The following is a 14,412-nucleotide window of genomic DNA, read 5'->3' on the forward strand; positions in this document are numbered from 1 at the left end:
ACCTGTAGGGGATAATACCATGCCACACACCAAGTCACCTTTTTTTGCTAGTCTTCATAGTAGATATACGAATCGAATCCGGCTTCTTTCAGTCTTTGAGCTAATTGTTCTGCATTTTCTTTGTATTTAAATGCCCCTACTTGTACGCGATATAAGCCTCTATTCTTTTCGGATGTGGTAGATAGTATCCTTGGAACTAGTTTCGGTTTTTTCTTTAGATGATAATAGTCTGCTAGACCTCGTACAATTCCTTCTGCACACGCTTTTCGATATTCATCCGATTTTAACAAATCTGCTTCTAGACGATTGGTCATAAACCCGCATTCAACTAAAACGGCGGTCATCTTTGTTTCCCTTAGCACATGGAAATTCGCGGTTTTCACTCCTCGGTCGTCTCTACCGGTCACGGCTAAAAGCTGTTTATGAATAACTGTTGCCAGTTCATACGCTTCTTTTGGTTTTGTGATATAGACGTACGTTTCGATGCCGTCGACTTCGTTCCAGTCCCCGTTTCCGAATGCATTGCAATGAATGGAAATATAACAATCGACATTTAACGCGTTGGCCCGGTCCGTCCGCTCTTGCAATGGGACATCGTCTTCGTCTGAGTGTGCAAAATATACGGTCACATTTTCGTAGTCTTCCAGCATTTGCTTAGCATAATTAGCAACCGCTCGATTAAATTCATATTCTTTCATTCCATTCGGTGATCGTTTCCCTGGTGTGTCAAATCCATGTCCAGCATCGAGCATAATTTTCATCCTTCGTTCACCCCTATTAAACTTAGGAAAAACCTACTTCTATAATATGAGCCTGTTTAACCATCCGATACTTTTACAGAGAAAATAGTGATTTTCAAGAAAGGCTATGTTATATGTCATTGTTGATTTTTAGCAAGTTATTCACACGGCGGCGACTCCAGCGGGAACAAGAAGCCGCAAGACCCTTACTTGAGCGTAGCGAGGGAAGCGGCGTGCCCGCGGAAAGCGTCCGCCACAAGCGTAATGTATAATCATCAATAGTATCGTTTAACAGACAACCATGCAATAAAAATTGGCACATCGATAAGTGAAATAACAGCTAAAGTTATCTACAGTTATTTCAGGGTAGAGTTTTAAAAAAACGGAACTTCCTACAGAGTATTGAATCATGTCAATTGGTGACAATTAGTGCTACAATGAAGAAGGAATTTGTAATATACATACGATTGTTCATCGTTATTTTCAAAAAGTAAGGAGGCTCTTAGTTTGGCTAAAGTTCGGACAAAAGATTTAATTGAGCGTTTCGATTTAGAGCTAGTCAGCGGTGAAGAAGGGATTCATCGCCCGATTACAACTAGCGATATTTCCCGACCAGGGTTAGAAATGGCTGGTTACTTTGATTATTATCCAGCTGAGCGACTACAATTGTTAGGGAAGACAGAATTATCTTTTTTTGAAATGTTGTCCAAAGAAGAACGTCAATTGCGCATGCAAAAGTTATGTACGGATATTACTCCTGGAATTATTATTTCAAGGGATATGGATGTACCGGAAGAATTAATTGTCGCATCGAACGAGCACGACGTACCAGTAATGAAATCTTCGATGAAGACGACGCGTCTATCCAGCCGCCTTACGAATTATTTAGAAAGTAAGCTTGCCCCAACGACCGCTGTTCATGGGGTGTTAGTCGATATTTATGGCGTCGGTGTTCTCATTACTGGAAAAAGCGGAGTTGGGAAAAGTGAAACGGCCTTAGAGTTGGTGAAAAGAGGTCATCGGCTAGTTGCGGACGATTGCGTCGAAATTCGCCAAGAGGACGGAGATACCCTTATTGGTTCAGCCCCCGAGCTGATTGAGCACTTACTCGAAATTCGTGGGCTGGGCATTATTAACGTCATGACCTTGTTTGGTGCAGGGGCGGTTAAAAGTCATAAGCAAATCACCCTCGTTGTTCATTTAGAGTTATGGGATCAAAATAAACATTACGACCGCCTGGGCCTTGAAGAGGAAAAAATAAAAATTATTGATACGGAATTGACGAAATTAACGATTCCGGTTCGACCGGGACGAAACTTAGCGGTCATTATTGAAGTGGCTGCGATGAACTTCCGTTTAAAACGGATGGGCGTTAATGCGGCGCAACAGTTTACCGAAAAATTAGCGGATGTTATTGAGGAAAGCGGACATGAAGATTTATAATCTTCAAAATGAGTTAACGTATGATAAATAAAAAGGAGGAACATACAATGCAACCACTTGATCCAATTGCCTTCTCGATTGGACCGATTGAAGTTCGCTGGTATGGAGTTATCATCGGGATTGGCATAGTGCTGGGTTACTTATTAGCATCCAAAGAAGCGGAAAAACGAGGACTAGACAGCGATATTTTTGCGGATTTACTCATATGGGCGCTTCCGATTTCGATTCTTACGGCACGGGCCTATTATGTGATTTTTCAGTGGGACTATTATTCTCAATACCCTGAAAATATCATTAAAATTTGGAACGGTGGGTTAGCTATTCATGGGGCACTTATCGGTGCAGTTGTGACCACGATTGTCTTTGCTAGAGCGAAGCACGTTTCATTTTGGGAATTGATGGATATTGCGGCACCGTCCATTATTTTAGCGCAAGCGATCGGTCGCTGGGGCAATTTTATGAACCAAGAAGCGTATGGTGGAGAAGTAAGTCGCTCCTTTTTAGAAGGGCTATTTTTACCAGATTGGATCATCAATCAAATGTACATTAATGGAGCTTATCATCATCCAACGTTTTTATATGAATCGCTGTGGAACCTCGCTGGTTTTGCCTTATTGTTATTTTTACGACGAGTGACCTTACGTCGTGGGGAAGTATTTTTAACATATATCATTTGGTATTCGATCGGCCGGTTTTATATTGAAGGCATGCGGACAGACAGTTTAATGTTGACCGATACGCTACGAATGGCACAAATCATTTCCATTGTGTTAGTTGTGAGTGCCATTGGTTTGATATGGTATCGTCGCTTTAAAGGGTATGCTGACCAACGTTATGCTGATAAAGAATAATAGATGGGAGAGAGAAATATGAATTGGCGCCAATCGTTCCGTCAAGGGATTCAAGTTGGACTAAAGACGACATGGGAGCTTGGAAAAATTATTTTTCCCATTACGTTATTTGTATCGATTTTACAACATACGCCGATTCTTCATTGGTTGATTGAATTGATCTCACCATTGATGTCGTATATCGGCTTATCTGGAGATGCGGCGATTCCGCTTGTGTTAGGAAATTTTTTAAACTTATATGCGGGGATTGGTGCCATTTTATCACTACAACTGACAGTAAAAGAAGTATTCATTCTCGCGGTGATGCTATCGTTTTCACATAATTTACTCGTTGAATCGAGCGTGGCTAAAAAAGTCGGGGTCAAAATATGGGTGATGGTGGCTGTCCGGTTAGGCTTAGCCTTGATTTCGGCCTTTTTTATTCATCTTCTTTGGGAAGGCGGCAGTGAACTAGCCCAATATGGCATGGTGGCTCCAAGTGACCCGACTTTTTCTTCGTGGGGAGAAATTGCGTTGTATGGGCTACAAAGTGCAGCGATCGGAGTGTTTCAGTTAGCTCTTATCGTCATTCCGTTAATGATGGGTATTCAATTCATGAAAGATTTAAAATGGCTCCAACAATTCTCCAAGTGGGTCGCTCCATTTACGAAAATTCTTGGCATGAGTCGGAATACTTCTACAACGTTGGCAGCTGGCCTTTTATTTGGCTTAGCCTATGGGGCCGGGGTGATGATCCAAGCGGTAAAAGAAGACGGAGTCAGTTCCAAAGATGTCACCTTGGCGTTTATTTTTCTTGTCGCCTGTCACGCGGTCATTGAGGATACGTTAATTTTTATTCCGTTAGGCATTCCGGTTTGGCCGTTATTATTAATTCGGGTAGTTGTTGCTATTATCATCACATGTATCGTCTCGCTTGTTTGGAGGCGTCTCGCAATCACGAATAGAAAGGAAGCTTCATTATGAGTAAACGTATTACGACCCTTTTATTCGACTTGGATGGAACGTTAATTGATACGAACGAATTAATAATTTCATCGTTTATACACACGTTAAACCATTACTATCCGGACCAATACAAACGCGAAGATGTATTGCCATTTATGGGTCCACCGCTTGCGGATACGTTTATGAAAATCGATTCTGAACGCGTAGACGAAATGATCGAACGATATCGGAAATATAATTTAGAAAACCATGACTTGCTCGTGAAAGAGTTTGACGGGGTATATGAAACCATTCAAGCATTACATGAACAGGGATATAAAATGGCAATTGTTTCAACCAAAATTCGTGACACCGTGATAAAAGGACTCCGTTTGACGAAATTGGACAAATTTTTCGATGTGGTCGTCGGTCTTGACGATGTGAAACACGCAAAGCCGGATCCGGAGCCATTACAAAAAGCGTTACAACAACTTAGCTCCACCCCTGACGAAGCGCTCATGATTGGCGACAACTCTCACGATATTTTAGGTGGAAAAAATGCGGGGACGAAGACGGCAGGTGTTGCTTGGTCAGCGAAAGGAAAAGAGTATTTAGCCCAATTTGAACCAGACTATATTCTCGAGCATATTCAAGATTTATTTGATATTTTACAGGTGAGCAAACAATGAGAAAAACGGATCGATATCCCGTCCAAGGTTCTAATTCGTTATGGCAAATGTATAAAACGGTTTCCTTTTGGAAAGTGATGAAAAATTTCATCGTCATTCAAATCGCTCGTTATACGCCTTTTTTACCGGTGAAAAACTGGCTGTATCGGACGCTTCTCGGAATGAAAGTTGGTAAACAAACATCGTTCGCTTTAATGGCGATGCCGGATGTAATGTTTCCAGAAAAAATATCGGTTGGTTCCAACTGCATCATCGGCTATAATACGACGATTCTCACTCATGAATATTTAATTAACGAATATCGACTGGGCGAGGTGCGAATCGGTGATGAAGTGTTAATCGGGGCCAATTCGACGATTTTACCTGGTGTGACCATTGGGGACGGTGCAATTGTGTCAGCAGGAACGCTTGTTCATAAAGACGTTCCAGCCGGTGCCTTCGTCGGCGGAAATCCGATGCGAATTATTTATACAAAAGAAGAACGGGAAAAGCGGGATCAGATAGAAAGTTCAGTTAAAATAATGGACCACTTGCGGAAATCGGATTTTTAGACGAGAGTTTATTGCATCATTCTATTCGAATTGAGATGGAAAAATGAGTGTAAACTTCTCCCCATCGTGGTCTACGGTTTCCATATAGATATTTACTTGCTTAGATAGAGGTTTACTTTCAGTTACTCTTGAAATACTTTCCGTTACTATTAATTTACTTGCCATTACTATTGAATTACTTTCCGCTACCGTTGAGTTACTTGCCAATAAGTCGAATTTTACTTGCTATAACGTTCCTATTTATCAATCAAAAAAAGGGACTGATCTACTGAAAATCAAGCCCTCAGTTAGATCAGTCCCTTCCGTTTATTTTTGCTTCCACGTAAGATAAGTCAACGTCTTTACCGAACCAATCGGCTAATTTTTTCCGCGCTTTCTGTTTGACGTCGTCATCAATGTACATGGCCACTTGGAGTAAGGCGACACCTAACGCACCTAAATCATCCGTAAAGCCGACTCCTGGTGATAGATCAGGAATTAAATCAATTGGAAAAATAAAGTATCCGAGTGCCCCGATGATGATCGCTTTTGCTTTTGGAGGAACGTTCGGCTTTTGAAGGGTGTAATAAAGAAGGAGTACCGAGTAAACGGCCGAAACCCCAGCTTTTTTTCCATACTTTTTTAACTTTTGCCACAGTTTTTCTTCCGAGTAATGTTCACCTTTTTTCTCTAACTCCCGTTTCATTTCTTCCGTTTCTTTCATTTCAACCACCTCTTATCGTTATTGTACCTTACTGTTTCATTTTCTTGAAAAAAAGATGCTTGTTACCATTTGTAAACATTTGATAAAAAAGTTTTCCATTTTGGTTGACGTCAACCGAAAAGCAAGGTAAACTACGAATAACTTTACTTTACTACCATATTAGCGAACTAAAGGATTTTGAATCATTCGAAGGGTGAGAACATTGTCGCGAATTTTAGCTTTTGAAAAACCGAACGGGATGAAAGACATTCTTCCAGAGCGATATGAAAGAAAAAAACAAATTCGATCCAGCATAGAACGCGTCTTGCACATGTGGGGGTATCGATTTGTTGAAACTCCGACATTGGAATATTACGAAACGGTGGGGGTGGCTTCCGCTATTGAAGATCACCAATTATTTAAACTACTCGACTCATCTGGGCAACCGCTTGTATTACGACCTGATATGACCACACCAATTGCCCGTTTAGCTGCTTCAACGTTATCTAAAGAACCACTACCCTTACGCCTCGGCTATTGTGCTCCCGTTTTTCGTTCGCCAAAAAAAGAGGGAGGAGCACTATCGGAATTCGAACAAATAGGTGTGGAGTATATTGGTGATTATTCCATTACTGCTGATGGAGAGGTCGTCGCCTTACTTGTTTCTGTACTAAAAGAAATTAGTTTAGAAAAGTTTCAAGTGTCCATCGGGCATGCCACCTTATTACAGGAGCTTTTAAAAGGAATGCTCCCTGAAGAACGTCTCGTTTCTTCGTTTACTCAGCATTTAGTGGAAAAAAATTATGTCGCATTCGAAAAAGATGTCGAATCGTTATCCGTATCAACGGAAACGAAAAAACGGTTGTTAAACATTTTATCGTTGCGGGGAAAAGAAGACGTGCTTTCTACCGCTTCCGAACTGTTAACCGACAAAGAGGGATCTGAGGAGCTCGAGCAGCTATCAAAGCTTTGGTACGTGTTGGAAGATTATGAAGTGTCCTCTTTTGTTCAATTTGACTTAACGCTTGTTGGGGAAATGAACTATTATTCTGGCATTCTTTTCGAAGTGGATGCACCAAAAATAGGCTTTCCGCTTGGGAACGGTGGCCGGTATGACTTTTTAGTAGAAAAGTTTGGGAGAAAGCTAGGGGCGACGGGCTTTGCTCTAAGACTCGATTACGTTTTAGAAGCGCTTAACGTGAAGGTCCAGCTGCCGGTGCTTGAATGTGTACTGTTTCTGCCACACAAGCAACGGGAAGCGATTCGCTTTGCTCTACAGAAACGAGCGGAAGGAATTCCTATCGTTTTACAACCGATTGAAAGTTTGGATGAGATAAAACTTTATTCTGACAAATATAAACAGATTTATCCATTTTTTGATTAAGGAAGGGAAAACGATGAGCTGGTTAACGATAGCGATGCCAAAAGGTCGAATTTTTGAAGAAGCCGTCCAAATGCTTCGGCTAGCTGGTTTTCAACTGCCAAGCGATTTTGAGGATTCGAGGAAATTGATTATCGATGGGGAAGAAGAAAAATTCCGATTTATTTTAGCCAAACCGATGGATGTCCCGACATATGTGGAGCAAGGGGTGGCCGACATCGGAATTGCCGGGAAAGATGTTTTGTTAGAGGAACAGCGGAATGTTTATGAATTGCTGGATCTCCAAATTAGTCCGTGTTACTTAGCGGTAGCGGGGTTACCGAGTCAAGCAGTGAATGAAAAGGTCGCCACGAAGTATCCACACATCGCTTCATCCTATTTCCGGAAAAAGGGAGAGCAAGTGGACATTATTCCGCTCCGAGGGTCCATTGAGCTTGCTCCGTTAGTCGGATTAGCGGACCGGATTGTCGATATTGTATCCACTGGTCGGACGTTAAAAGAAAACGGGCTGGTCGAATACGATCGTATCATTGAAGTAACATCCCGACTGATTGCCAATCCTGTTCAATTTCGTTTGAAATATGATCAAATTCAATACATTGTCCAAAAGTTAACACCGATTACGAAAAAGATAGGAGCGGTTTCACGATGAACATCACCCGTTTAGCCAATCCGAATGAATTACGTCGGACAATTGAACAATCAACGGAATCGCAGCGAGCCATTGTCAAAGAAATTATTGACCATGTCCGCCGAAATGGTGACCAAGCGCTCGCTTACTATACGAATCAATTTGACAACGTTTCCTTAACGACGTTTTACGTATCCAAACAAGAAATCGAGCAAGCGTATGAAAAAGTAGGAGAAGAAGTAGTGCAACTCATTCGGGAAGCAAAAAAACGCATTCAACGGTTCCATGAACATCAGCGCAAAACAAGCTGGATCACGACAGACGAAACAGGGACAATGCTTGGTCAAAAATTAACCCCATTACAGGCGGTCGGCGTGTATGTGCCAGGTGGAACCGCTAGCTATCCATCGAGCGTTTTAATGAACGTGATACCTGCTAAAGTGGCCGGGGTAAAGCGTATCGTCATGGTGACGCCACCGATGCGTATGGGGGAACTTCCGCCTGCCGTATTAGTTGCTGCAAACGAAGCTGGGGTGACTGAAATCTATAAAGTAGGCGGCGCTCAAGCGATTGCTGCGCTAGCGTACGGAACGGAAACGATTGCCCCGGTTGATAAAATCGTCGGACCTGGGAATATTTATGTCGCCTTAGCGAAACGGGAAGTATTTGGACAAGTGGATATCGATATGATTGCCGGTCCGAGCGAGATTGCGATTTTAGCAGACGATACGGCGGATGCCAAGGAAGTGGCGGCGGACTTACTTTCTCAAGCTGAGCACGACGAACGGGCGGCGAGTGTTTTAGTCACTCCAAGCGAATCGTTGGCTTTGAAAGTTCAGCAAGAAATTGAAAAACAACTTCCTGAACTTCCTCGTCAACACATCGCTCGTGCTTCTTTAGCGAACAATGGCCGAATTGTCCTTGTCGCTTCCCTTGAAGAAGGAATAGAAGCGATCAATCAATTTGCTCCAGAACATTTAGAAATCATAGTGGAAAACGAGATGGAAGTGCTGGCCAACATTCAACATGCGGGGGCGATTTTTCTCGGAAGATGGAGCTCAGAACCCGTTGGAGATTACTTGGCGGGACCGAATCATGTGCTCCCAACAAACGGAACGGCCCGTTTTTCTAGTCCGTTAAACGTTAATGATTTTATTAAAATATCGAGCATTATCCGTTACAGCCAGCAAGCGCTCGAAGAACAGGCTTCGAAAATTGCGGCGTTTGCAAGATTAGAAGGATTGGAAGCCCATGCACGGGCGGTGGAAATTCGAATGGAAAAGCGAGGGGACCAATGATGCGGACAGCCGAGTGGAAACGGGTGACGAAGGAAACAAATATTTCGTTACGATTTACAATCGACGGCGAAGGAAGAGCGGACATCGATTCCGGCGTGCCATTTTTAAACCATATGCTTGACTTGTTTACCCAGCACGGAAAGTTTGATTTAGTGCTGAAAGCGAATGGAGATACCGACATTGATGACCACCATACAACGGAAGATATCGGTATTTGTTTAGGTCTTGCTTTAAAAGAAGCGTTAGGTGATAAAAAAGGAATTCGCCGCTACGGACAGGCGTGGGTACCGATGGACGATGCGTTAGCCCAAGTCGTTATTGATTTAAGCAACCGCCCGCATTTTGAAATGAGGGGAGAACTTCCGAGTTCACGCGTCGGAACGTTCGATACGGAGTTAGTACACGAATTTTTATGGAAGCTGGCCCTAGAGGCGAGAATGAACCTACATGTCATCATACATTACGGACGGAATTCGCATCATATGATTGAAGCGGTATTTAAAGCGTTAGGGCGGGCGCTTGATGAAGCGACCTTACTCGATCCACGCGAAAAAGGCGTTCCTTCCACGAAAGGAGTATTGTAACAATGATCGGCATTGTTGATTATGGGGTGGGCAATTTATTTAGCGTGCAAAAAGCGTTCGAGCGAATCGGAGTGGATGCGTTTGTCTCAAGTTCGATCGACGAACTGAAACGAGCAGACGGTCTCATTTTACCTGGCGTCGGTGCGTTTAAAGATGCTATGCAACGATTACATGCACAACAACTTGTCCCATTTTTAACGGAGTATATTCAAGAAAGGCCTCTTCTTGGAATTTGCCTTGGGATGCAATTGTTATTTGAAGAAAGTGAAGAGAATGGGTTGACGAAAGGGTTAGGTTTCTTACCTGGCCGGGTTGTTCGTATTCCGAATCAAACCACTGAAGGCGAAAAGGTCAAAGTACCCCATATGGGATGGAACGCGCTTAAAGTTGCCTCCTTTGCTCCAGACTTCCAGTGGGTCAACAGACAGTATGTGTATTTTGTTCATTCGTATTACGTTCAAACGGACGTCCCAGCCATATTAGTGGCTACAACTACTTATGAAGTGGCTATCCCGAGTATCGTCCAAAAGGGAAACGTGACGGGCATGCAGTTTCATCCAGAAAAAAGCGGGGAAGTCGGTCAAACATTACTCAAACGGTTTGTTCAATCATGTGTAAGGGAGAGAACTTGTGATGACATTTCAACTTTATCCAGCTATTGATTTACGAAACGGAAAGTGCGTCCGTTTGTTCCAAGGAGATTTTACGAAAGAAACGGTCTATAGCGAAACACCGCTGGAAGTGGCCAAAGCGTTTGTTGATCAAGGTGCCGAATGGTTGCACGTCGTCGATTTAGACGGTGCGAAAATAGGTACCCCTCAAAATAAACAAACGATTGTTCAAATGTTATCCGAACTAAAGGTAGCGGTTCAAATTGGAGGTGGCATTCGTTCCGAACGAGACATTGAATGGTATTTGGAAAACGAAGCGAGCCGCTTAATCATCGGTAGTTTAGCCGTTAGAAAGCCAGAACTTATCGGTGAATGGGTAAAAACGTATGGTTCGTCAACATTCGCAGTGTCGTTGGATGCCAAAGACGGTTATGTTGCCACCGATGGCTGGTTAAAAAACTCTCGTAAAAAAGCGGTGGATGTGGCGAAGCAATTAGCCGATATTGGCGTTGAAACGTTTATTTTTACGGACATTGCTACGGATGGGACGCTTTCAGGACCGAACGTACAAGCGATTGAACAGTTAGCAGTTGCAACCGGGTGTTCCGTAATTGCCTCAGGTGGAGTCAGCTCCATCGACGATGTACGAAAACTGGTAGCCTTAAAAGAAAAAGGCGTGCAAGGCGCGATTATCGGTAAAGCTCTTTATACTGGAAAACTCTCGTTGGAAGAGGCGTATTCTCTGGTGAACAGCTATGTTAGCTAAACGAATTATTCCGTGTTTGGACGTAAAAGATGGTCGTGTCGTCAAAGGCATTCAATTTGAACAGTTAAAAGATGCGGGTGACCCGGTGGAGTTGGCGAAAATGTATGACCGTCATGGAGCGGATGAATTAGTGTTTTTAGATATTTCCGCATCAAAAGAAGGGCGGGAAACGATGATTGATGTCGTTCGTTCTGTAGCGAGCCAGTTAGCGATTCCATTTACAGTGGGGGGCGGTATTCGTACCTTAGAAGATATGAAACGAATTCTTCGCTCGGGAGCAGATAAAGTGTCATTAAATACAGCGGCGGTATTAAATCCTGAACTGATTCAGAAAGGAGCAGCGTATTTTGGTAACCAATGTATCGTTGTGGCCATTGATGCTAAGTGGGATGAAGAAAAAGGGACGTGGTTTGTGCATACCCATGGAGGGAATGTTCGGACGGAATTAGACGTTCTTACCTGGGCCAAACGAGCGGTATCCTTAGGTGCGGGAGAAATTTTACTAACAAGCATGGATACAGATGGGGGAAAAAAGGGATATGATGTCGCGTTGACGAGAGTGGTGAGTGAAGTCGTCCATGTTCCTGTCATTGCATCTGGCGGAGCAGGTTCGATAGAAGATTTTTACACCGTGTTTACCGAAGGAAAAGCGGACGCTGCATTAGCTGCTTCGATTTTTCATTATCGTGAAACGTCCATTGAAGCAGTAAAAACCTTTTTAGTCGGAAAGGGGGTCCCAGTTCGTGAGTTGGGAATCCATCGTCGAGAACGTGCGCTTTGATCTAAACGGTCTTGTTCCAGCCATTGTACAAGATGTTCGTACAAAAGAAGTGCTAACGTTGGCGTATATGAACAAAGAGTCGCTCATTCGCTCCATGGAAACGAGACAAACATGGTTTTACAGTCGGTCGCGACAAGAGCTTTGGCATAAAGGTGAGACGAGTGGGAACGTGCAACATATCGTCAACATGTCATACGATTGCGACCGCGACGCTATTTTAGTTCAAGTCATTCCTGAAGGTCCGGCGTGTCATCATGGGACGACGAGCTGCTTTGACGAACCGTTTTTTCAAACCGATAGAAGGGAAGAGGAACGAGCCACCATTTCTATCTTAATGTTATTAGACAAACGAATTGAAAAGCGGAAGCTCGATCGACCAGAAGGAGCCTATACCACCTACTTATTCAATGAAGGAATCGATAAAATTGGGAAAAAGATCGGAGAAGAAGCTGCGGAAGTAATCATCGCTGCGAAAAATCGAAACAAAGAAGAAGTGAAATGGGAAGTCGCTGATCTTTTCTACCATATACTTGTTCTTTTACAAGAGCAACAAGTTCCATTGGATGATATTTGGGCGGTGTTAAAGAAACGATATGACAAAGGGTGATTCGAAAGCGAATCGCCTTTTTATTATTGTAAAAAAGGAACTCAGTTGACAATGAGGTACTTCATCGGTGAATGTGAAGGAAAATGTCAGAGAGTCCCTATTTTATGACATGATTGAAATATGGTATACTACTCTAGTTATCATGTGCGTTATTTTCTACACTTGAAGTTTTACTATATCACCATAACGGGAGTAAGCCCCCACCTCAAGATGGAGCGAACCAAAGAAGATACGTGGGGAATCAACTGCCCTTAAGGTCCGATTCGTTCAACTAACCATCCGTGTGGGAAAGAGCCCCTCATGGATGGAAGTTTCAAATTATCCCACACTTAACGGGATTGGAGGTCTTGCATGAGAAAAGACTCACACGTAGAAAAGAACAAAGGGAAAATTCTTTCGTTTATCCCTACAGGTGAATATTATTTTTCCAAAGGAGTCAAAGCGTTTCAAAGCGGTGATTTGGAAAATGCGAAGAAATATTTAATTCGGGCGAATCAATTAGAACCGCTCGAACCGATGATTGTGTGTCAATTAGGAATTGTGTATGCGGAAACAGGAGAATATCAAAAATCTAATCAGTTGTTTCATCAAGTATTAAACGAATTAGACCCTTATATGGTCGAATGTCATTATTTTTTAGCGAACAACTATGCCTACTTAGGGTTGTTTAAAGAATCGTACAAACATATCACAACCTATTTAGAATTGGATCCAAATGGTGAATTTGTCCAAGATGCCGAAGAATTGCTCGAAATTATTCAGTTAGATGCCGAAGAGGCGAACGAAGTGTTGTACGAGCAAGACGAACTCATCGTAAAGCAAGAACAAGCACGGGAACAATTAGAGGCAGGAAACTTTTCAAAGGCGATTCAAATGCTTGAAGATATTATTGAACAGTTTCCAGATTTTTATTCGGCTTATAACAACTTAGCGCTTGCTTACTTTTACACCGGGGAAACGGAAAAAGCAACAACAATTCTTCATACCGTATTGGACAAAAATCCGGGAAACTTACACGCTTTGTGTAATGCGGCCGTATTTATGTATTATCAACGGGAAGAAGGACGACTTAATCAACTGCTGGATCGTTTAGAAAAGACGTACCCGATGTTGTTAGAACATCGATATAAACTAGGGGCGACGATGGCTCTTGTTGGTCGTTACGAGAAAGCTTTTTATTGGTTACGCAAGTTGCAAAAACAAGGGTTTGAAGGTGATCCTGCCTTTTATTATTGGCTCAGTCAAGCTGCCTATCATACAAACCATCTAGAAATTGCGCGAGCGGCGTGGAAAAAGTTAGAGATGTTAAGTCCGGAGAAAAAAGGAACGCCTCCTTGGGAACAAAAAAATACGGAACCATCATTGGAAATAAATGAAGCGTACATCATAGAAAAAATGGCGAGTACTGACGTAGAAGATCGCCTCTTTGGAATATTTTTATTTTCATTAAGCGAAAATAAAAAACGACTGTTATCTCATACAGAGTGGAAAGGGACGGAGCAATTTACGTCATTGGAAAAAGGATATTTTTCCCTCGTCCTTAGTGAATATATAGAAGCAGAAGTTCCTGCCATCATTCAAAGAGGACATGACGTAGCCGTACAGCTATACGAGAAGCACCGTCCGATTCGCCCAGAAAATGGAGGATTATTCGCGTTTTGGTTCGTCGTGTTTACGACTATCGCTTCTGAAAACGCGACGTTTGCCAATGTAAGAGGGATGGCCGCTGGAATTGATTATTTATGGCATCATTTACGAAACGAAAAAGTTACTCAGCGCCATGTTGCCGAACTTTATGGCGTTTCACTTTCGACCGTGGCGAAATATGTTAAACAGTTAAAAGAATGGATTTTGAAGTAGTGAGACCTTTTGA

16 protein-coding genes are annotated in these 14,412 nt (G+C 42.7%); 14 read left to right on the forward strand and 2 right to left on the reverse strand.

Annotated features, from left to right (window positions below; genetic code table 11):
* Nucleotides 1-47 precede the first annotated feature (47 nt).
* Entirely contained in the window at nt 48-761 is a 714-nt protein-coding gene (locus tag ABES52_RS05040; protein WP_429649587.1) for an N-acetylmuramoyl-L-alanine amidase, read from the reverse strand.
* Between the two features lie 486 nt (nt 762-1,247).
* Here ABES52_RS05040 and hprK point away from each other — a divergent pair, with 486 nt between their 5' ends.
* From hprK to ABES52_RS05065, 5 genes are read left to right on the forward strand one after another with little or no spacing between them, the layout of a single operon-like run.
* Complete coding sequence (hprK, locus tag ABES52_RS05045) at nt 1,248-2,183, forward strand: HPr(Ser) kinase/phosphatase (protein WP_429649589.1); 936 nt, start codon at nt 1,248-1,250, stop codon at nt 2,181-2,183.
* A 47-nt stretch (nt 2,184-2,230) separates the two neighbouring features.
* Nucleotides 2,231-3,034, forward strand: a complete 804-nt coding sequence (gene lgt, locus ABES52_RS05050) for a prolipoprotein diacylglyceryl transferase (RefSeq protein ID WP_429649591.1) — start codon at nt 2,231-2,233, stop codon at nt 3,032-3,034.
* 18 nt (nt 3,035-3,052) lie between these two features.
* Nucleotides 3,053-3,997, forward strand: coding sequence for a nucleoside recognition domain-containing protein (locus ABES52_RS05055; RefSeq protein WP_429649593.1), 945 nt, complete (start codon nt 3,053-3,055; stop codon nt 3,995-3,997).
* On the forward strand, nt 3,994-4,647 hold the full coding sequence (gene ppaX / locus ABES52_RS05060) for a pyrophosphatase PpaX (RefSeq protein ID WP_429649595.1): 654 nt from the start codon (nt 3,994-3,996) through the stop codon (nt 4,645-4,647). Before ABES52_RS05055 ends, ppaX begins: the two co-directional genes overlap by 4 nt.
* Complete coding sequence (locus ABES52_RS05065) at nt 4,644-5,198, forward strand: acyltransferase (protein ID WP_429649597.1); 555 nt, start codon at nt 4,644-4,646, stop codon at nt 5,196-5,198. Before ppaX ends, ABES52_RS05065 begins: the two co-directional genes overlap by 4 nt.
* Before the next feature lie 292 nt (nt 5,199-5,490).
* On the opposite strand, the gene ABES52_RS05070 is transcribed toward ABES52_RS05065, so the two are convergent.
* On the reverse strand, nt 5,491-5,901 hold the full coding sequence (locus ABES52_RS05070) for a YkvA family protein (RefSeq protein ID WP_429649599.1): 411 nt from the start codon (nt 5,899-5,901) through the stop codon (nt 5,491-5,493).
* A gap of 202 nt (nt 5,902-6,103) precedes the next feature.
* Here ABES52_RS05070 and ABES52_RS05075 point away from each other — a divergent pair, with 202 nt between their 5' ends.
* The 9 genes from ABES52_RS05075 (at nt 6,104) to ABES52_RS05115 (ending at nt 14,399) form a co-directional block, all read left to right on the forward strand.
* A complete protein-coding gene (locus ABES52_RS05075; protein WP_429649601.1) occupies nt 6,104-7,264 on the forward strand; it encodes an ATP phosphoribosyltransferase regulatory subunit in 1,161 nt (386 codons plus the stop codon).
* A gap of 13 nt (nt 7,265-7,277) precedes the next feature.
* Nucleotides 7,278-7,913 carry an ATP phosphoribosyltransferase gene (hisG, locus tag ABES52_RS05080; RefSeq protein WP_429649603.1) on the forward strand — a complete coding sequence of 212 codons (636 nt, stop codon included), beginning with the start codon at nt 7,278-7,280 and terminating at the stop codon, nt 7,911-7,913.
* Complete coding sequence (hisD, locus tag ABES52_RS05085; RefSeq protein WP_429649605.1) at nt 7,910-9,190, forward strand: histidinol dehydrogenase; 1,281 nt, start codon at nt 7,910-7,912, stop codon at nt 9,188-9,190. Before hisG ends, hisD begins: the two co-directional genes overlap by 4 nt.
* On the forward strand, nt 9,190-9,774 hold the full coding sequence (gene hisB, locus ABES52_RS05090; RefSeq protein WP_429649607.1) for an imidazoleglycerol-phosphate dehydratase HisB: 585 nt from the start codon (nt 9,190-9,192) through the stop codon (nt 9,772-9,774). The genes hisD and hisB overlap by 1 nt, the downstream gene beginning before the upstream one ends.
* Before the next feature lie 2 nt (nt 9,775-9,776).
* Nucleotides 9,777-10,436 (forward strand): imidazole glycerol phosphate synthase subunit HisH, encoded by a 660-nt coding sequence (hisH, locus tag ABES52_RS05095; RefSeq protein ID WP_429649609.1) that lies wholly within the window; start codon nt 9,777-9,779, stop codon nt 10,434-10,436.
* Nucleotides 10,408-11,151 carry a 1-(5-phosphoribosyl)-5-[(5-phosphoribosylamino)methylideneamino]imidazole-4-carboxamide isomerase gene (gene hisA, locus ABES52_RS05100; protein ID WP_429649611.1) on the forward strand — a complete coding sequence of 248 codons (744 nt, stop codon included), beginning with the start codon at nt 10,408-10,410 and terminating at the stop codon, nt 11,149-11,151. Before hisH ends, hisA begins: the two co-directional genes overlap by 29 nt.
* On the forward strand, nt 11,141-11,932 hold the full coding sequence (gene hisF / locus ABES52_RS05105) for an imidazole glycerol phosphate synthase subunit HisF (protein ID WP_429649613.1): 792 nt from the start codon (nt 11,141-11,143) through the stop codon (nt 11,930-11,932). The genes hisA and hisF overlap by 11 nt, the downstream gene beginning before the upstream one ends.
* Nucleotides 11,895-12,539, forward strand: a complete 645-nt coding sequence (gene hisIE / locus ABES52_RS05110; RefSeq protein WP_429649615.1) for a bifunctional phosphoribosyl-AMP cyclohydrolase/phosphoribosyl-ATP diphosphatase HisIE — start codon at nt 11,895-11,897, stop codon at nt 12,537-12,539. Before hisF ends, hisIE begins: the two co-directional genes overlap by 38 nt.
* 351 nt (nt 12,540-12,890) lie before the next feature.
* The gene (locus tag ABES52_RS05115; protein WP_429649617.1) at nt 12,891-14,399 is read left to right on the forward strand and encodes a tetratricopeptide repeat protein; all 1,509 of its coding nucleotides are present in this window, start codon (nt 12,891-12,893) and stop codon (nt 14,397-14,399) included.
* The last annotated feature ends 13 nt before the right edge of the window (nt 14,400-14,412 follow it).

The sequence above is a fragment of the Aeribacillus pallidus genome (assembly GCF_050478865.1).
In the GTDB taxonomy this organism is placed as follows: domain Bacteria; phylum Bacillota; class Bacilli; order Bacillales; family JACDOC01; genus JACDOC01.

Bases quoted from the DNA above. Each gene is read 5' to 3' on its own strand.
- ABES52_RS05040 (WP_429649587.1), bottom strand. From the start codon at position 761: ATGAAAATTATGCTCGATGCTGGACATGGATTTGACACACCAGGGAAA.
- lgt (WP_429649591.1), top strand. From the start codon at position 2,231: ATGCAACCACTTGATCCAATTGCCTTCTCGATTGGACCGATTGAAGTT.
- ABES52_RS05055 (WP_429649593.1), top strand. From the start codon at position 3,053: ATGAATTGGCGCCAATCGTTCCGTCAAGGGATTCAAGTTGGACTAAAG.
- ppaX (WP_429649595.1), top strand. From the start codon at position 3,994: ATGAGTAAACGTATTACGACCCTTTTATTCGACTTGGATGGAACGTTA.
- ABES52_RS05065 (WP_429649597.1), top strand. From the start codon at position 4,644: ATGAGAAAAACGGATCGATATCCCGTCCAAGGTTCTAATTCGTTATGG.
- ABES52_RS05070 (WP_429649599.1), bottom strand. From the start codon at position 5,901: ATGAAAGAAACGGAAGAAATGAAACGGGAGTTAGAGAAAAAAGGTGAA.
- hisG (WP_429649603.1), top strand. From the start codon at position 7,278: ATGAGCTGGTTAACGATAGCGATGCCAAAAGGTCGAATTTTTGAAGAA.
- hisD (WP_429649605.1), top strand. From the start codon at position 7,910: ATGAACATCACCCGTTTAGCCAATCCGAATGAATTACGTCGGACAATT.
- hisB (WP_429649607.1), top strand. From the start codon at position 9,190: ATGCGGACAGCCGAGTGGAAACGGGTGACGAAGGAAACAAATATTTCG.
- hisH (WP_429649609.1), top strand. From the start codon at position 9,777: ATGATCGGCATTGTTGATTATGGGGTGGGCAATTTATTTAGCGTGCAA.
- hisA (WP_429649611.1), top strand. From the start codon at position 10,408: ATGACATTTCAACTTTATCCAGCTATTGATTTACGAAACGGAAAGTGC.
- hisF (WP_429649613.1), top strand. From the start codon at position 11,141: ATGTTAGCTAAACGAATTATTCCGTGTTTGGACGTAAAAGATGGTCGT.
- ABES52_RS05115 (WP_429649617.1), top strand. From the start codon at position 12,891: ATGAGAAAAGACTCACACGTAGAAAAGAACAAAGGGAAAATTCTTTCG.